We start from the raw sequence: 18,461 nt of genomic DNA, 5'->3' as shown, positions 1-18,461 counted from the left end.
CCACCCCGCCGGCCCCCCTGACGCCCCGACCACAAGGAACCCCGATGCACGAGACATCCCCCTCCCAGGGAGGCAGGCAGACGCCGCTCACGCGGGCCCTGGACACCGTCCGCTCCCTGCGGCAGCAGCTCGCCGAGCAACGGGGGAACCAGCCCGTCGCGATCATCGGCGCGGGGCTGCGGCTGCCCGGCGGCATCGACACGCTCGACGCGTACTGGACCGCCCTCGCCGAGGGCCGCGACCTGGTGCGTCCCATGCCGGAGCACCGCAAGGGCCCCTTCGCCGACGCCTGGCGGGGACTGCCGCAGCGCGGAGGCTTCCTCGACGAGGTCCTCGACTTCGACGCGGGCTTCTTCGGCATCAGCCCCCGCGAGGCCCGCCACCTGGACCCGCAGCACCGGCTCCTGCTGGAGGTGGCCTGGGAGGCCCTGGAGCACGCGGCCGTCCCGGCGGGCACGCTCGCCGAGGCCCGGGCCGGTCTCTACCTCGGCGTGATGTGGCAGGACTACCGGGAATGGTGCGAGGGCGAACCCGACGCCTACTGGGCCACCGGCAACGGGCACAACTTCGCCGCCGGCCGGGTCGCCTACGCGCTGGGCCTGACCGGGCCCACCATGACCGTCGACACGGCCTGCTCGTCCTCCCTCGTCGCCGTTCACCTCGCGGTGCAGGCGCTGCGCCGGGGCGAGTGCGAACTCGCCTTCGCCGCGGGCGCCAACCTCATCATGTCGCCGCAGACCATGCGCTTGGTGCAGGAGACCCGCTCGCTGTCGCCGGACGGCCTGTGCAAGACGTTCGACTCCCGCGCCAACGGCTTCACCCGCGGCGAGGGCGTGGGCGCGGTGCTGCTGAAGCGCCTCGACCACGCCCTGCGCGACGGGGACCGGGTGCTCGGCGTGATCCGGGGCACCTCCGTCAACCAGGACGGCCGCTCCAGCGGCTTCACCGCGCCGAACGTCCTCGCGCAGGTGTCGCTGATCGAAGCGGCCCTGGCGGACGCCGGTCTGGAGCCGGACGCCGTCGGCTACGCGGAGACGCACGGCACCGGCACCCCCCTCGGCGATCCGATCGAGATGGACGCACTGGCCACCGCGCTGGGCCGGCGCAACGGCGGCGCACCGCTGCCGGTCGGCGCGCTGAAGACCAACTTCGGGCATCTCGAGGGCACCGCCGGGGTGGCCGGGCTGATCAAGGCGATGCTGTGCGTCTCGCGTCGCCAGGTGCCCCCGGTCGTCCACTTCCGCCACCTCAACCCGCGGATCGACCTGTCGGGGACCGGAATGACGGTGCCCGACACGCTGGGGGAGTGGTCCCCGCTGTCGGGTGACTGCGCCTCCGTCAGCTCGTTCGGGATGAGCGGCACCAACGCGCACGCGATCGTCGGACCGCTGTCGGCCGAGGAGGTGCCGGCCGGCCCCGACGAGGATTCCGCGCCCGTCACGGTCACCGGGTTCGCCGTCTCCGCCAAGACCGTGGAGGCGCTGCGGGCGCGTGCCGCCCAGTACGCCGGCGCGCTGGAGGCACTCCCCGCCGCCGACTACCCGGCCTTCGCGCACACCGCGACCGCCGGACGCACGCCCATGGACGTGCACGCGACCGTCACCGCGGCCGACCCCCGCTCCGCCGCCGAGGCCCTGCGGGCGCTCGCCGAGGGACGCACGGTGCCGGAGGTCGCGGTCACCGAGGGAGGCGGTGCGCCCGACGCCGCCGGTCCCGGCCTGCCCCGCAGGGTCGTCGACCTGCCCCCCTACCCGTGGCAGCGCAGCCGGTTCGCACCCCCGACGCGGGCCGCCGGCCCCGGTGCCGCCACTGCCGGCCGGGAGGACACCGCCCCGGCCGCCCCCGCCGTACCGCTCGTGCACGAGGTGGCGTGGCGGCCCCAGGCCGCCTCGACCGCTCCGGCCGGCCGCTCCGTCGTCCTCGCCGGCGACGACGAGGACCTCCTCGTCGCGCTGGCCGGCCGGGCCGCCGCACGAGGGCTGACCGGCACCGTGCTCGCACCGTCCGCCACGGACCTGCCCGACGGCTGGCGGCACGGGCGACTTCCGGCCGACCCCGCCGCCTGGGCCGGAACGTGGGCCGCCGGCCAGGACACGACCGGCGAGGCCGGCGTCCCGCTCGTCCTCGCCCTGCGCGCCACCCCGCTTCCCGGGAGCGACGGCGCCCCGGACACGGCGAGCGACCCCGCCGAGCCGGGAGCCGCCCTGTGCGCTGCGGTGACGGCCGCGGTCGCCGCGGCCGCCCGCGCGGGCGGCCACCGGGTGTTCGCCCTGACCCGGGCCGCTTGCCGGACCCGGCCGCAGGACACCACGGCGGCGACCGACCACGGCCTCCTGCACGGCTTGGGACCCGTCCTCGGCCTCGAACTCGCGGCCGGCTGGGGCGGCGTCGTCGACCTGCCCGCCGACCCGGGCGACGCGGATCTCGACGCCCTGCTGTCCTTCGTCGCGGGGGAGAGCGACGCCGCCACCCGCGGGGAGGCGGCCGAGGACCGGGCCGCCGTCCGCGACGGCGCGGTCCTGACCGCCCGTCTCGTCGAGAACACCGCACCCACCGAACCCCTGCGGGTGGTCCCCGAGGCCACCTACGTCGTCACCGGCGGTCTCGGCGGCGTCGGCCGCGAGCTGACCTCCGAGCTGGTCGCCCGCGGCGCCCGCCACCTCCTGCTGATCGGCCGGCGCAGCCGGGAGGACCTGGCCCCCGAGGCGCGGGAGCTGCTCGACGACCTCGCCGCCGCCGGTGTCGAGGCCGTCTACCGGCCGGGCGGATGCGACACCCCTCAGGCCGTGGCGACCGCCTGCTCCGCACTGGAGGCCATGCCGCCCGTGCGGGGCGTGCTGCACGCGGCGGGCGTGCTGGACCGCGTGCCCGCCGCGGAAGCCGGCGCCGCGCACTTCGCCGACGCCCTGCGCGGCAAGTTCGCGGGTGCCTGGCTGCTGCACCGTGCCTCGCTCGACTGGCCGCTGGACTTCTTCGCCGTGATCTCCTCGGTCTCGGCCGTGTGGGGCACCGACCGGTGCGCCGGCTACGCCGCGGCCAACGGCGGTCTCGACGCCCTGGTGGCGCACCGCGCCGGCCGTGGCCTGCCCGCGGTCAGCATCGCCTACGGGCCCTGGGACCTGGGCGAGTCGGGCATGGCCGACTCCGCCAGCCGCGACACCTTCGCCCGGCTGGGCGTCGGCGCCCTCGACGCGGCCGCCGGCCGTGCCGCGCTCGCCGCGTCCCCCGCCGTCTCCGGACACGTCGTCGTCTGCCCGCTGGACATGCCCCGGTTCCGCTCGGTCATGTCCCGCTTCCGGGCCCGCGGCCTGTTCTCCGCCGACCTGCCGGACCCGGTGCGGGACGAGCCCCTGGCGGCCGTCCGCGAGCCGTCGGTCGTGGCCGGGCTGGCGGCGGTGCCCGAGCGCGCCCGGCCCGCCGCCGCCCGCGTCCACGTGGCCCGGATCGTCGCCGCCCAGCTCGGCTTCGAGACCGCGGCGGCCGTCAAGGACGACACCGGCTTCTTCGACCTGGGCCTCGACTCGATCATGGCCGTGGATCTGGTCGGACGCCTGGGCCAGGCCTTCGAGGTCTCCCTGCGCGCGGCCGACGTGTTCGACCACCCCACGGTGACCCGGATGGCGGAGTACCTGCTCACCGACGCCCCGCCGGCCGCCCCCTCGCCGGAGACGGCCCCGCCCGCGCCCGAGCAGCGGCCCGCCCCCGCCCCCGCCGCCACGCCGAACGGCACTCCGGCTGCCACCACCACGCCGTACGACCCCCCGGCACCCGCCGCCACGCCGTACGACGAGGCCCCGGGCGAGTCCCCGAGCACCGCACACGAGCCGATCGCGATCGTCGGCATGGCCGGGCGCTTCCCGCAGGCCGACTCCGTCGAGGACCTGTGGACCCTGCTGCGCGAGGGCCGCGACGCCGTGGGCCCCGTTCCCGAAGGCCGTTACGACACCGCCGCCTTCCACGGCGACGACGCCCCCGAGAGCGGCCGGATCACCACCGACCAGGGCGGCTTCCTCACGGACATCGAACGGTTCGACGCCGCCTTCTTCGGCATCCCCGGCCGCGAGGCGGAGAACCTCGACCCGCAGCAACGCCTGCTCCTGGAGTCCGCCTGGCACGCCCTGGAGGACGCCGGCACCGACCCGCACGCCCTGCGCGGCACCCGCACCGGCGTCTTCGTCGGCATCAGCTACGCCGACTACGCCCGGGTGCTCGCCGGAACCGGCGCCGAGCACCTCGACGCCTACTACAGCACCGGCACCTCGCTCAACGCCGCCGCGGGCCGCCTGGCGTACACCCTCGGGCTGAACGGCCCCGCGATGGCCGTGGACACCGCCTGCTCGTCCTCCCTCGTCGCCCTGCACCTCGCGGTGCGGTCGCTGCGCGGCGGCGAGTCGGACACGGTGCTGGCCGGCGGGGTCAACGTCATCCTCGACCCGATGGCCTCCGTCTCGGCCAGCCGCGCGCACATGCTGTCGCCCGACGGACGCTGCCGGACGTTCTCGGCGGACGCCAACGGTTTCGTGCGCGCCGAGGGCTGCGGAGTGCTCGTCCTCAAGCGGCTCACCGACGCCCGGCGCGACGGCGACCGCGTGCTCGCCGTGATCCGCGGCACCGCCGTCAACCAGGACGGCGCCTCCTCCGGGCTCACCGCCCCCAGCGGCACGGCCCAGCGGGCCCTGCTCGCCGACGCCCTCGCCGACGCCCGCGTCACCGGATCCCAGGTCTCCTACCTGGAAGCCCACGGAACCGGGACCGCCCTGGGCGACCCCATCGAACTGGGCGCGGCCTGGCACGTCCTGGGCCCGGACCGCAAGCCCGGCGAGCCGCTCCACATCGGCTCCGTCAAGAGCAACATCGGTCACTGCGAGTCGGCCGCCGGGATGGCGGCGGTCTTCAAGACCGTGCTCGCCTTGAGACACGATCTCATCCCGGCCAACCTCCACTTCGCGGCACCCAACCCGCACGTGGACTGGGCGGAGATGAACGTCCGGGTGGTGGACACCCCCACCCCCTGGCGTTCCGGCGCTGCCCCGCGCGTGGCCGGCGTCTCCGGTTTCGGACTCACCGGGACCAACGCGCACGTGGTGCTCGCCGACGCACCGGCCGGGGCCCCTGCCGCCACGAGCGGCGCCCCGGCCGGCACCCCGCACCTCGTCCCCCTGTCCGCCCCCGACGCGGCGGGCCTGGAGCGGCTCTCCGCCTCCTGGCGAGAGCGGCTGACCGCCGCGGACGACGAGGAACTGGCCGGCCTGGCCGCCACCGCGTCCGCGGGCCGGGCCCACTTCCCGCACCGCCGCGCCCTGCTGGGCGACACCCGCGACAAGCTCCTCGCCCAACTCGCCGCCCCGCTCACGGACCGCCGGACCACCGGCCGCCCGCGCATCGCCTTCCTGTTCTCCGGACAGGGCAGCCAGCGCTTCGGCATGGGCCGCGAACTGTACGAGACCGAGCCGGTCTTCAGGGAGGTCTTCGACCGCTGCGACCGCGAACTCGCCCCCGTCCTGGGCGGCTCCCTGGTCGAACTCGTCCTCTACGGCGACGACCCGAAGGCCGTCGACGAGACCCGGGTGACCCAGCCGGCCCTGTTCGCCCTGGAGAGCGCGCTGGCCGCCCTGTGGGAGTCCTGGGGAGTCACCCCGGACGTGGTCATGGGCCACAGCGTCGGCGAGGTCGCCGCCGCCGTCCACGCCGGAGTGACGGACCTGTCGTCCGGGCTGCGGCTGATCGCCCGGCGGGCCGAGCTGATGCAGGGCACCCGGCGCGGAGCCATGCTGGCCGTCCGCGCCTCCGAGCAGCAGGTGCGCGCCCTGCTGGCGGACACCCCCCTCGACATCGCGGCCGTCAACGCCCCGGACGCCACCGTGGTGGCCGGCGCACCGGAGGACATCGAGCGGTTCGCCGCCCGGATCACCGAGGAGGGCGTACGCGGCGTCCGGCTCACCGTCTCGCACGCCTTCCACTCGCGGCTGCTCGACCCCGTCCTGCCTCGGCTGCGGGAGACCGCCGCCGCCCTGGACCTCGCCGACCCGGGCATCCCGCTGATCTCCAACCTCACCGGCACCCTCGCCGAACCCGGCACGTTCGACGCGGAGTACTGGGTGCGGCACGCCCGCAACCCCGTCCGCTTCCACGACGGTGCGCGGCGGCTCGCCGAGCAGAAGGTGGACGTCTGCCTGGAGATCGGCCCGGACGGCACGCTGGTGAACCTGGTGCGCGCGGGGGGTTCGGTCCCGGACGGCACCCTGCTGCCCTCGCTGCGGCGCGGGACCGGGGACCGGGCCGCCCTGGCCGCCGCCGCCAAGGAACTGTACGAACTCGGCCAGGACATCGACTGGGCCGCCGTACAGGCACCGCGCCGCACCCCGCGCGCGGCTGCCCCGCTCTACCCGTTCGCCGCGACCCCCTACTGGCGGGGCGCCGGCCGGGCCGGCACACCGGCCCCCGCGTCCGCCGCACCGCAGGACCGGCGGACCGTGCCCGCGGCCGCCCCGGCCGGTCCGCCGTGGGGCACCGAGCTGCGCTCACCGGCGATCCAGGGGCGGGTGTTCGTCACCGAGCGCAGCACCGTGTACCCGCCGCACCTCGACGACCACCGGCTGTTCGGCACCGTCCAGGTGGCGGGTGCCTCCCAGACCGCCACGGTGCTGTCCGCGCTGGGCCGCGACGGCGACCGGGTGGTCCTGGAGGACCTGCACTTCCCGCGCGCGCTGGTGCTGCACGACGGCGAGCGCTACGAGCTGCAGATCATCGAGCGCGACGGTGAACGGGGCACCCGCACGGTCAGCGTGCAGAGCCTCCTCGACCCGGAACGCCATCTGTGGCAGGAGCACCTGACCGCACGCCGCATCCCGGCCGACCCGGCCGGACACCGCACCGCGCCCGACCCGCGGGAGTTCATCGCACACGCCGACCGTCACCTCGGCGGCGAGGCCTTCTACCGCCAACTGCGCGGCATCGGCTACCTGCTCGGCCCGTCCTTCAGCTGGGTCGGGGACGCCTGGATCCGGGGGGACGAGGCCCTGATCCGGTTCGACTGGCCGGAGAAGACGAACGAGCCCGCCGAGGACTACGAGATCCACCCGGGCCTGCTCGACTCCTGCCTGCAGAGTTCCGTCTGCTTCGCCATCCACGAGGACGACGCGGAGCCGCTGGACCAGGAGGAGGCCCTGGTCATCCCGTTCGCCGCGGCCCGTGTGTCGTTCCCCGGCCGGCCCACCCCGGGCCGGCCCCTGTGGGGGCACGTCCGAGCCGAGCTGCGGGAGACGGCCGACGACCGGTTCCACCGGGTGGAGACCGCCGACCTGCACCTGTTCGACGAGAGCGGCGCCACCGTCCTCGCCATGGACGGCTTCCGGTTCCGCACGGCCTCCCGCGCCGTGCTCCAGTCCTCGCTGCGCCAGGGCACCCGCCACACCTGGGACCTGGCCTGGACCGAGCTGCCCGCCCCGGCCGCCACCGACCCGGCCGCCACCCGGGAGCGGACGGTCGCCGTCGTCGGCGCCGCCACCCCCGCCGGGAAGCTCCTCACCCGGGCCGCCGAGGAAGCGGGCCACCACACCCTCGCGGCCGACGCACAGTCGCCGCTCGCTCGGACCCCGGACCTGATCGTCGACGCCCGCTTCCTCACCGCCGACGCACCGGCCGGCGCGCGACCCGCGACCGAGGCCGTCCTCGACCTCGCCGCCGCCCTGCGCTCCGTCCCCCAGGACGTGCCCTACGCCGTCCCGGTCGACGGCAGTACCCCGCACGCCCCCCTGCGCGAGGCGCTGTGGGGTCTGCTGGCCGGTGTCGAGGCCGAGGAGAGCGAACGCCGGCTGCTGCGCGTGACCCTCACGGACGGCTGGGACGCCCCCGGCCTGCTGCGCGCCCTCGACCGGATCCTCGACGACGGCACGGTCGAGACCCGGCTGGAGATCGGCCCCGGCCGCACCCGCACCGCCCGGCTCGTCCCCGCGACCGCCCCGGCCGACACCACGGCCGACGGCCTCTCCGGCGCCGCCCTCGTCACCGGCGGACTCGGCGGACTGGGCCTGAGCACCGCGGCGGTCCTCGCCCGCAACGGCTGCGCCGCCGTCACCCTGATGGCCCGTTCGGAACCGGACCCGGAGACGCGCCGCCTCATCGAGGAGATCACCGCCGCCGGCACACCGGTCCACGTGGTGCGCGGCGACGTCACCGACCCCGCCGACTGCGCCCGCGCCGTCGCACGGGCCGCAGCGGTCCATCCGCTGCGCCTGGTCCTGCACCTCGCCGGGGCCACCGACGACCGGGCCTTCGGCCGCGTCGACCGCGGCGCCGCCGAGCGCGTCTTCGCCGCCAAGGCGCACGGCGCAGACGTTCTCGCCGAGGCTCTGCGCGGCCACGACCTCGACGCCTTCGTCCTGTTCTCGTCGGCCTCCAGTGTGCTCGGCTCGGCGGGACAGACCGCCTACGCCGCCGCCAACGGCTACCTGACCGGCCTCGCCGAGACGCTGCGTGCCGAGGGCGTGCCCGCCACGAGCATCGCCTGGGGGCCCTGGGTGCCCGGCGGCAAGGGCGGGATGGCCGCCTCGGAGACCGTGCGCCGGGCCACCACCCGGCTCGGCATCGGCACCTTCACCGACGAGGCGGCCGAGGCGCTGCTGCTGACCGCGCTCACCGCCCGCCGAGCCCGGGTCATCGCCGTAGACCTCGCACCCGACCGGTTCACCGAGGCGCTCGGCGACCATCCGCGCGCTCGCCTGCTGGAGGCCCACGCCGGGGGAGACGCCCACGGCGCCCGCCGTCCGGACGCGGACCCGTCCGGCCGGCCGCGCGGCTGGTTCGGCGCCCACCTCGCCGCGCTGGAGCCGGGCGAACGCGACGCGGCGCTGCGGCACTTCGTCCGGGAAGCCGCGGGGGAGACCCTCGGGCAGCCCGCGGCACTCGACGAGGAGACCACCTTCGGGGACATGGGCCTGGACTCGATCATGGTGATCGACCTGCGGACCCGGCTCTCCCAGTCCCTCGGGGTCGATCTCCTGGCGACCGTGGCCCTCGACCACCCCACGGTCCCGCGCCTCGCGGACCACATCCTCGGCCTGCTCCACCCCGAACCCGCCCGGCCCGCCGACCCCGGCCGTCCGGACCGCCCGCAGACACCGGACCAGGCGGAGGCCGCCGGCCTCCCGGACCTCGCGGAACTGTCCTTCGAGGAACTCGTCCAGGCCGTCCACAGCGACGTATCCCAGAAAGGAGACAGGCAGGCATGAGTGAGGCCATGGACACCGAAGCCGTCCGCGCCCTGATGGAGGACCAGCTCCGGCTCTCCCACCGGCTGCGGGCCCGGATCGCCGAGCTCGAGGAGGAGCGTCACGCACCCGTCGCCGTCGTCGGCATGGGGCTCAGGCTGCCGCCGGCCATCGACACGCCCGAGGCGTACTGGGAGTTCCTGTGCGGCACCGACTCGGCGCTGTCCGCGATCCCCGCCGACCGGCCCGGCCTGCGCGCGGTGTACGACCCGTCCGTCGGACGGCTCGGCCGCTCCTACGTCGACCGCGCCGGTTTCCTCGACGCCATCGCCGACTTCGACGCCGACTTCTTCGGGCTCTCCCGGCGTGAGGCCCGGCTGCTCGACCCCCAGCAGCGGATGCTCCTGGAGACCAGCTGGGAGGCGCTGGAGCGGGCCGGCATCGCGGTCCGCCGCTCCGACCGGCTCGACGTCGGGATCTACCTCGGCATGATGACGTCCGAGTACAGCGAGCGCAACGAGGACCGCTCGGACATGTCACGCATCGACCCGTACTACATCACGGGCGGCGGCCTCAGCTTCGGCGCCGGACGCGTCAGCCACCTGATGGGCTTCTCCGGCCCCGTCCTCGGGGTGGAGACGGCCTGCTCCTCCTCCATGACCACCCTGCACCTGGCGGTCCAGGGGCTGCGCAACCGCGAGTGCCGTTACGCGCTGGCCGCCGGCGCCAACCTGCTGCTCTCCGCGAGCCTGATGGTCTCGCTGTGCCAGACGAGGGCGCTGGCACCGGACGGCCGGTCCAAGTCCTTCCTCGCCACCGCCGACGGCTACGGGCGCGGCGAGGGGGTCGGCGTCGTCGCCCTGATGCGCCTCGACGACGCCGAGCGCGAGGGACGGCCGGTCCTCGCCGTCATCCGGGGCACGGCCGTCAACCACGACGGCGCCGCCTCCGGGCTGACGGCCCCCAACGGACCGGCCCAGCAGGAAGTGATCCGGGCGGCGCTGGCCGACGCCCGGGTCGACCCCGCCGACGTCGGCTTCGTCGAGGCCCACGGCACCGGCACCGTGCTCGGCGACCCGATCGAGATCGGCGCCCTGGACGGGGTGCTCGGGGAGGCGGTCCGCCGCCGGGGCGTCCCGCTGGCCATCGGCAGCGTCAAGTCCCGGCTCGGCCACCTCGAAGGCGCCTCCGGCATCGCGTCCGTGATGAAGACCGTGCTGATGCTCCAGCACGGGGTGATCCCGGCTGCCGCGCACCCCGACGACGGCGAACTGAACCCGCACATCCCGTGGGGGCGGCTCGACTTCACCGTGCCGCGCCGGAACACGCCGTGGCCCGGCGGACTGTCCCGCAGGGTCGCCGGCATCAACTCCTTCGGCATGAGCGGCACGAACGTCCATGCCGTCCTCGAGGCCCACCGGCCGCCCGCGGAGCCCGCCCCCATCCCGCCCGGCCCGGAACTGCTCACCCTGAGCGCCAAGGACCACGCGGCACTCGACCGGCTCGCCGACCGCGTGGGCTCGCTGCTGCGCCGCACCGACGCACGGCCGGCCGACCTGTGCCACACCCTGCGCGCCGGACGCGCCCCGTTCGCCCACCGGCTGGCGCTGACCGGTGCCACCGCCCGCGACCTCGCCGAAGCCCTCGCCGACTGGCGCGCCCAGGGCGTGGTCACGGCTCCCGCGCAGGAACCGCCGCGCCGGATCACCCTCCACACCGGGGGCCCGGCCGGGCAGTTGGAGGCCGTGGTCGCCGGCCTCGCCGACGCCCACCCCGGCCTGCGGGACGCGGGCACCGGCACCGGGGCCGAGCACCCCGCGGACCGCCTGTGCGACATGCTGGCCCGGCTCGGCGTCCACGCCAGGCCGGCGGAGGGCACCGGGCGGACCGCCGCCGACACGGAGGACCGCGTCGCCCTGTCGTGGGAGGCGCACGGCCGCCGGACCGTCCTGCCGCTGGCCGGGGCCGGCCCCGAGGACGCCCCCGGCCTGCTGCGGACGGCCCTCGCCGAGCTGTTCACCGCGGGAGCCGACCTCCGCCTGGGCGCGCTGTCCGCCCCCGGCGCCCGCTTCGTCGGAGACCTGCCCACCTATCCCTTCCGTCGCAGGACGTACTGGATCGACGAGCCGGCCGCCGTTCCCGAGCCCGGGCCCGCCGCCGAGACCGCGGCGGGAGTCGCCCTTCCCGAGTCGCTGGAAGCCGAGCCGCTGACCCGCTACCTCCTGGACCTGCTGCAGGAGGTCCTGCAGGCGGAGGCCCTCGACCCCGAGCTGACCTTCCTCGACGTGGGCGGCGACTCCTTCACCTCCACCCTCTTCATCACCCGCGTCGAGGAGCACTTCGAGGTCGGCATGACCGCCGACGAGCTGTCCCTCTCCATGCCCCTGCGGGACCTGCTGGGCAAGCTCGCCGAAAGCATCGCCGCGACCGCGGCCGCCGGCCGGGGGGTGGGCGCATGACGACCGGCACCGGCGCCTTCGTCCGGCCCCGGGCCGTCGCCGCGCCCGCCGTCCGTCTGGTGGTCGTCCCGCACGCGGGCGGCTCGGGCAGCGTCTACCACCCGATGACCCGCTTCCTGCCGCCCACCTGGGACCTGCTGCTCCTGGACCTGCCGGGCCGGGGCAGGCGGCACGCGGAGCAGCCCGTCACCGACATGAAGGCGCTGGTCGCCCGGGTCACCGAGGACGTGCTCGCCGTCTCCGACGGGACACCCCTGGCCCTGTTCGGGCACAGCCTCGGCGCGGTCGTCGCCTCCGAGACCGCACGGTCCCTGCAGGACCGCGGCACCGCCCCGCTGTGGCTGGGCGTCTCCGGCCGGCAGGCACCCGGCATCCAGCCCGCGATCCGCCTCCTGGACCCCAGCCTGTCCGACGTGGAGTTCGTCCGCCGGCTCACCCGGCTCGGCGGCATGCCGGACCGGCTCGACGAACTCCCCGAGTTCAAGGACCGGTTCCTCAAGGTGATCAGGTCCGACCTGCGGGCCCTGGACTCCTACCGGCCCGACCCCGGGCGGCGGCCCCTGACCGGCGCGCTGACGGTGTTCGCCTCGACGGACGACGCACTGGCGCCCGCTCCGGGCGCGGCGGCCTGGGCCCCCGAGACCGAGGGCGCGTTCCGGCGCCGGCTCTTCACCGGCGGCCACTTCCACTTCCTCGGTGACGCCTTCCCGGCGTTCACGGAGGCCGTGGTGGCCGAGATCCGGGAGGCGCTCGGCACCCTGTCGTCCTCGGCGGCCACGGGCGGCCGGGAAGGAGCGTACTGATGCACGGGCATCCCGCCGACTTCCGCACCCTCATGGCCGGATTCCCCACCGGCGTGACCGTCGTGACCACCACGGGACCCGACGGGGCGCACCGCGGCATGACCCTCACCTCGCTGTGCAGCGTGTCCCTGGAACCGCCCGTGCTGCTGGTGTGCATGCGCCGGGGCAGCCCGACCCTGGACGCCGTCCAGGACGGCCGGCGGTTCGCGGTCAACCTGCTGCATCGCCGGGCGCGGGCCACCGCCGAACTCTTCGCCTCCGGGGCACCGGACCGCTTCGACCGGGTGCCCTGGCGCACCGGCGACGACGCGGCCGGTCCCCACCTGGTGGACGCCGCCCACACGATCGCCGACTGCACGGTCACCAACGACCAGGTCGTCGGCGACCACGTCGTGATCATGGGCCGGGTCACCCGCGTCACCCGGATGGCGGAGGAGCAGCACCCCCTGCTGTACGGGCTGCGGCGCTTCGCCACCTGGCCCGACACCGAGGACCACCTGTCCTACGACTTCATCTCCTGAGACGGGGAGGACCAGTGACCACGCACCAGCGGAAGCGGCGGGAGCCCACCCTCCCGTCCCGGGACGGCCCACCGGCCGCCCTCGCCCTCGACCAGATCTTCGCGCACACCGCCGGCAATCATCCGAACCGGGTGGCGATCCAGGACGGCTGGCACCGGCTCACCTACGCCCAGGCCGACCGCCAGGCGGTCCGGCTGGCCTCCGCCCTGGTACGCGGCGGGGTCCAGCTCGGGGAGCCGCTGGTCGTCCGCTGCGAGAACCACCGCCAGGGGCTCGTCGCCCAGCTCGCCGTGCTCAAGGCGGGGGGAGTGTGCGTCCCCGCACCGAACGGCCCCGGCGGCACGGCGGCCGCCGTGCGCGCCACCGGGGCGCGTGCCGTCCTGTGCAGCCGCTCCACCTACGACCCCGCCGTGAGCGGCGCCCCGTCGCTCGCCCTGGACGACCCGGCGACCTGGCGCAAGATCGCCTCGGTCCCGGTGGAGGCGGCCCTGTCCCGCTCGTCGGCGGAAGGCGGCGCCCATCTGCTGCTCGACCGGCACGGCCGGGAGCGGCTGATCGACCACCGGTCCTGGCTGCGCTCCGCGGCCGACCGCAGCCGACGGGCCGGCGTGCCCGGCGGCACCGTGACCATCGACCAGGAACCGGCGTCGCCGGCCGCTCTGGCGGCCATGTGGTGGGCCTACAGCTGCGGCGCGATGCTGCACACCGCGCCGTGGGACCAGGACCCCGGCTGGCCGCTCACCGGGGCGCGCGACAGCGTCACGGTGCTCACCCCGGAGGAGTACGCCGACCGCCTCGACGCAGGCCCGCCCCCCGAGCGGCGGACCGTGCGGACCGCCGAGGGCCCGGGCACCGTGGTGCTCATCGGCGGCCCCTGCACGCGTCGGCTGGTCTCCCGGCACTTCGCGGTCCGCCCCGGCACCCGGCTGTGGTCCGAGTTCGCCCCGACCGACGGCGCGGTGCCGTGGACCGCGCAGGAGCTGTTCGCCCGGGACGGCGGACGGCCCCACGAACCCGGCGCGGGCAGCTCGGTGCCGCCGCTGCGCCTGCGCGTCGCCGGAGCCGGCGGCGAGAGCCTGCCGCAGGGAGCGGTCGGCTCCATCGTCGCGACCGGCCCGCCCTGGTGGCCCGAGGACGTGCAGCACTCGGGCTGGCGGGGCTGCTGGACCCAGGACCACACCCTCGACCTCACCGGCCGCGCGGCACGGGGACCCGGCCGCGACGACCGGCCGGCGGCCCCGGCGGCCCGCCCCGAGATGGAAGTGACATGACCTTGCCCACGAGTGACCGCTCGCCCACGGCCCCGGCGCCCGGCTTCACGGACGCCGTGAACGCCTTCATGACCCGCCCGCAGGAACCGGAGACGCTGCAACTGCTGACGCCGGCGGGCACCCTGGTCGCACCCCCGGAGGAGATCCCCGGCTACGACCCGGAGCTGCTGCGCACCCTCTACCGGGACATGGTGATCTCCCGCGGCCTCGACACCGAGGCCACCGCCCTGCAACGGCAGGGCGAACTGGGACTGTGGCCGCCGCTGGCGGGCCAGGAGGCGGCCCAGGTCGGCTCGGCCCACGCACTGCGCCCCGACGACTACGTGTTCCCGAGCTACCGCGAACACGGCGTCGCCTGGTGCAGGGGCGTGGACCCGGTCGACGTGGTCCGGCTGTTCCGGGGAGTCACCAACGGCGGATGGGACCCGCGCGAGTCCCGCTTCCACCTGTACACCCTGGTCGTCGGCGCACACACCCTGCACGCCACCGGGTACGCCATGAGCCTGGCCAAGAACGGCTCGGACGCCGCGGCCGTGGCCTACTTCGGGGACGGCGCCAGCAGCGAGGGTGACGTCGCGGAGGCGTTCACCTTCGCCGCCGTCCACGACGCGCCGGTGCTGTTCTTCTGCCAGAACAACCAGTGGGCCATCTCCGAGCCCGTCACCCGGCAGCAGCGCGGCCCGCTCTACCGCAGGGCCCACGGCTACGGATTCCCCGGCGTGCGGGTGGACGGCAACGACGTCCTCGCGGTGCACGCCGTGACGCGGTTCGCGCTGGACCACATCCGCAGCGGCAACGGTCCCTTCCTCGTCGAGGCGTTCACCTACCGCATGGGCGCCCACACCACCTCGGACGACCCGACCCGGTACCGCACCCAGACGGAACTGGAGTACTGGCGGGCGAGGGACCCCATCGCCCGGCTCCGCGTCCACCTGACCGAAGCCGGGCACGCGGCGCCGTCGTTCTTCGAGGAGGTCGAGGAACAGGCCCGGGACCTCGCCCACCGGGTCCGTCGCGAGGTGCGGAACATGCCCGACCCGCAGCGGCCGGCCGTCTTCGACCACGTGTACGCCGAAGGGCACGCGGTCCTGGAAGAGGAACGGCGTCAGTTCGAGGAGTATCACCGATCCTTCGCCCGCCCGGAGAGTGGATGACCATGCCCGCGGACACGATGACACTGGCCAAGGCACTCAACCGGTCCTTGCGCAAAGCTTTGGAGGACGACCCCTCGGTCCTCGTGATGGGGGAGGACGTCGGCAGGCTCGGAGGCGTCTTCCGGGTGACCGACGGCCTGCAGAAGGACTTCGGCGAGGACCGTGTGATGGACTCCCCGCTCGCCGAGTCGGGCATCCTCGGCACGGCCATCGGGCTGGCGCTCGGTGGCTACCGGCCCGTGGTCGAGATCCAGTTCGACGGTTTCGTCTTCCCCGCCTACGACCAGATCGTCACCCAGCTGGCCAAGCTCCACGCCCGCTCGCACGGCACGATCCGGATGCCCGTCGTGGTCCGGATCCCCTACGGCGGCGGCATCGGCGCCGTGGAACACCACAGTGAGTCCCCGGAGGCGCTCTTCGCCCACGTGGCGGGACTGAAGGTCGTCTCGCCCTCGAATCCCTCGGACGCCTACTGGATGCTCCAGCAGGCCATCCGCAGCGACGACCCGGTGATCTTCTTCGAGCCCAAGCGCCGCTACTGGGACACCGGCGAGGTCGACGAGGCCGCCGCCCCCGATCCCCTGCACCGGGCGCGGGTGGTGCGCCCCGGCACCGACCTGACCCTCGTCGCCTACGGCCCCATGGTGCGGCTGTGCCTGGAGGCCGCCGAGGCGGCGGCCGAGGAGGGCCGCTCACTGGAGGTGGTCGACCTGCGGTCCGTGTCCCCCGTCGACTTCGACAGCGTGCAGGACTCCGTGTCGAAGACCCACCGCCTGGTCGTCGTGCACGAGGCACCCGTCTTCTTCGGGGCCGGCGCGGAGATCGCCGCCCGGATCACCACCCGGTGCTTCTACTCGCTGGAGGCCCCGGTCCTGCGGGTCGGCGGACACCACGCCCCCTACCCGGCGGCACGGCTCGAGGAGCACTACCTGCCCGACCTCGACCGCGTGCTCGCCGCCGTCGACCACGCGCTGGCGTACTGAGGGACCACCCATGACTGACACTGCCGCAGGACTGCTGGAGTTCCGGATGCCCGACGTGGGCGAGGGACTCACGGAGGCGGAGCTCCTGACCTGGTACGTGCGGCCCGGCGACACCGTCGTCGACGGGCAGACCGTGTGCGAGATAGAGACGGCCAAGGCCGTGGTGGAACTGCCGATCCCGTTCGACGGGGTGGTGCGGGAACTGCGGTGCGCGGAGGGCGAGACGGTGCCCGTCGGCACGGTCGTCATCACCGTGGCCCAGGCATCCCCGGACCCGTCACCCGCACCGCCGGCCCGGGAACCGGTGCTCGTCGGCTACGGGGTCGCCTCCGGGTCCACGAGCCGCCGTGGCCGCACGGCGAACCCGCCTCCCGCCCGCCTCGCCGAGCCCGGCCGCGCCTCCGGTCCCGGACCCGTCCTGGCCAAGCCGCCGGTGCGCAAACTCGCCAAGGACCTCGGCGTCGACCTCTCCCGCGTCGTGCCCTCGGGCCCGCAGGGCATCATCCTGCGGGCGGACGTACACGCGGCCGCGAACACGGCCGGCACCGTGGTCGCACCGGCCCCGGCTCCCGCATCGCCCTCCGTCCCACAGGAGTCTGCAGCCGCCCCGGACAGCGAGCCGAGGGAGACGAGGGTGCCGGTGCGCGGAGTGCGGCGGGCCACCGCGGCGGCCGTGACCGCCTCGGCGTTCAGCGCCCCGCACGTGACCGAGTTCGTCACCGTCGACGTGACCCGGACCATGAAGCTGGTGCGCGAGCTCAGAAGGGAGCCCCGCTTCGCGGACCGCAGGGTGGGCCCGCTGCTCCTGGTGGCCAAGGCCCTCCTGGTCGCCGTCGCACGCAACCCGGAGATCAACGCCTCCTGGGACGACGAGGCCCAGGAGATCGTCCGCAAGCACTACGTCGACCTGGGCATCGCCGCGGCCACCCCCCGCGGGCTGATCGTCCCGGCCGTCAAGGACGCGCACACGCTGTCACTGGCCGAACTCGCGGGCGCTCTGGACGACTTGGTCGACGCGGCCAGGGCCGGGCGGACCAGTCCCGCTGCGCTGAGCGGTGGGACGGTCACCGTCACCAACATCGGTGTCTTCGGCGTGGACAGCGGCACACCGATCCTCAACCCGGGGGAGGCGGCCATCCTCGCCGTCGGCGCGATCACACCCCGCCCCTGGGTGCACAAGGGCAAGGTGGTGCCCCGCCAGGTCGTCACCCTGTCGCTGTCCTTCGACCACCGGCTGGTCGACGGGGAACTGGGTTCCAAGGTGCTCGCGGACGTCGCCGCGGTGCTGGAGCGCCCCCGTCGCCTGATCGCCTGGAGCTGAGCGCGGCCCGCCTCCAGCCGATGTCCAGAGGTTGCACAGACCGCCGTCGCAGACTGTGTGACGCCCCCCGTGACAGGGCCGGCCGCCAGCCATCCCCCGCCTGGCGGCCGGTCCGCCTTCCGCCCGTCCTTCCTGTACCCGAACACATGAGGAGCACCGCAGTGTCGGTCAACAACTCGGTGAAGGCGGTGAAGTCCGTCGACCGGGTGATCATCAGGTTCGCCGGGGATTCCGGTGACGGGATGCAGCTCACCGGTGACCGTTTCACCTCGGAGACGGCGTCGTTCGGCAACGATCTGTCGACGCTGCCGAACTTCCCGGCCGAGATCCGGGCGCCCGCCGGCACGCTGCCGGGCGTCTCGTCCTTCCAGCTCCATTTCGCCGACCACGACATCCTCACCCCGGGGGATGCGCCGAACGTGCTGGTGGCGATGAATCCGGCGGCGTTGAAGGCGAACGTGGGTGATCTGCCGCGGGGTGCGGAGATCATCGTGAACACGGACGAGTTCACCCGGCGTGCGATGCAGAAGGTCGGTTACGAGACCTCTCCGCTGGAGGACGGTTCCCTCGACGGGTATCAGGTGCATCCGGTGCCGCTGACCACGCTGACGGTGGAGGCGCTCAGGGAGTTCGATCTCAGCCGCAAGGAGGCCGAGCGCAGCAAGAACATGTTCGCGCTGGGCCTGCTGAGCTGGATGTATCACCGTCCGACGGAGGGTACGGAGAAGTTCCTGCGGTCG

At 74.9% G+C, this 18,461-nt stretch carries 9 protein-coding genes; all 9 read left to right on the top strand.

Going from position 1 to position 18,461, the window contains the following annotated elements; translation table 11 throughout:
- Positions 1–44 precede the first annotated feature (44 nt).
- The gene (locus IEZ05_RS19615) at positions 45–9,230 is read left to right on the top strand and encodes a type I polyketide synthase (protein ID WP_189231471.1); all 9,186 of its coding nucleotides are present in this window, start codon (positions 45–47) and stop codon (positions 9,228–9,230) included.
- On the top strand, positions 9,227–11,668 hold the full coding sequence (locus IEZ05_RS19610; protein ID WP_229869763.1) for a type I polyketide synthase: 2,442 nt from the start codon (positions 9,227–9,229) through the stop codon (positions 11,666–11,668). The genes IEZ05_RS19615 and IEZ05_RS19610 overlap by 4 nt, the downstream gene beginning before the upstream one ends.
- Complete coding sequence (locus tag IEZ05_RS19605) at positions 11,665–12,471, top strand: thioesterase II family protein (RefSeq protein WP_189231470.1); 807 nt, start codon at positions 11,665–11,667, stop codon at positions 12,469–12,471. Before IEZ05_RS19610 ends, IEZ05_RS19605 begins: the two co-directional genes overlap by 4 nt.
- Entirely contained in the window at positions 12,471–12,992 is a 522-nt protein-coding gene (locus IEZ05_RS19600; protein ID WP_189231469.1) for a flavin reductase family protein, read from the top strand. The genes IEZ05_RS19605 and IEZ05_RS19600 overlap by 1 nt, the downstream gene beginning before the upstream one ends.
- Before the next feature lie 14 nt (positions 12,993–13,006).
- Positions 13,007–14,263, top strand: a complete 1,257-nt coding sequence (locus IEZ05_RS19595; protein WP_189231468.1) for an AMP-binding protein — start codon at positions 13,007–13,009, stop codon at positions 14,261–14,263.
- Positions 14,260–15,417: a pyruvate dehydrogenase (acetyl-transferring) E1 component subunit alpha gene (gene pdhA, locus IEZ05_RS19590; protein WP_189231467.1), complete on the top strand. Its 1,158-nt coding sequence runs from the start codon at positions 14,260–14,262 to the stop codon at positions 15,415–15,417. The genes IEZ05_RS19595 and pdhA overlap by 4 nt, the downstream gene beginning before the upstream one ends.
- A 17-nt stretch (positions 15,418–15,434) precedes the next feature.
- On the top strand, positions 15,435–16,400 hold the full coding sequence (locus IEZ05_RS19585) for an alpha-ketoacid dehydrogenase subunit beta (RefSeq protein WP_189231735.1): 966 nt from the start codon (positions 15,435–15,437) through the stop codon (positions 16,398–16,400).
- Positions 16,401–16,410: 10 nt separating this feature from the next.
- Positions 16,411–17,721 (top strand): dihydrolipoamide acetyltransferase family protein, encoded by a 1,311-nt coding sequence (locus tag IEZ05_RS19580; protein ID WP_189231466.1) that lies wholly within the window; start codon positions 16,411–16,413, stop codon positions 17,719–17,721.
- A gap of 146 nt (positions 17,722–17,867) precedes the next feature.
- Positions 17,868–18,461: 2-oxoacid:acceptor oxidoreductase family protein (locus IEZ05_RS19575; RefSeq protein ID WP_189231465.1), on the top strand; the 594-nt coding region annotated here is incomplete at its 3' end.

The organism is Streptomyces flaveolus, assembly GCF_014648815.1.
Taxonomy (GTDB): Bacteria; Actinomycetota; Actinomycetes; order Streptomycetales; family Streptomycetaceae; genus Streptomyces; species Streptomyces flaveolus.
The sequence above is the reverse complement of the archived record's forward strand: the minus strand, read 5'-3'. Positions and strand labels throughout refer to the sequence as shown.

What these genes read in the sequence shown, in the direction of transcription:
- IEZ05_RS19615 (WP_189231471.1), top strand. Translation starts at nt 45, where the DNA reads ATGCACGAGACATCCCCCTCCCAGGGAGGCAGGCAGACGCCGCTCACG.
- IEZ05_RS19610 (WP_229869763.1), top strand. Translation starts at nt 9,227, where the DNA reads ATGAGTGAGGCCATGGACACCGAAGCCGTCCGCGCCCTGATGGAGGAC.
- IEZ05_RS19605 (WP_189231470.1), top strand. Translation starts at nt 11,665, where the DNA reads ATGACGACCGGCACCGGCGCCTTCGTCCGGCCCCGGGCCGTCGCCGCG.
- IEZ05_RS19600 (WP_189231469.1), top strand. Translation starts at nt 12,471, where the DNA reads ATGCACGGGCATCCCGCCGACTTCCGCACCCTCATGGCCGGATTCCCC.
- pdhA (WP_189231467.1), top strand. Translation starts at nt 14,260, where the DNA reads ATGACCTTGCCCACGAGTGACCGCTCGCCCACGGCCCCGGCGCCCGGC.
- IEZ05_RS19585 (WP_189231735.1), top strand. Translation starts at nt 15,435, where the DNA reads ATGACACTGGCCAAGGCACTCAACCGGTCCTTGCGCAAAGCTTTGGAG.
- IEZ05_RS19580 (WP_189231466.1), top strand. Translation starts at nt 16,411, where the DNA reads ATGACTGACACTGCCGCAGGACTGCTGGAGTTCCGGATGCCCGACGTG.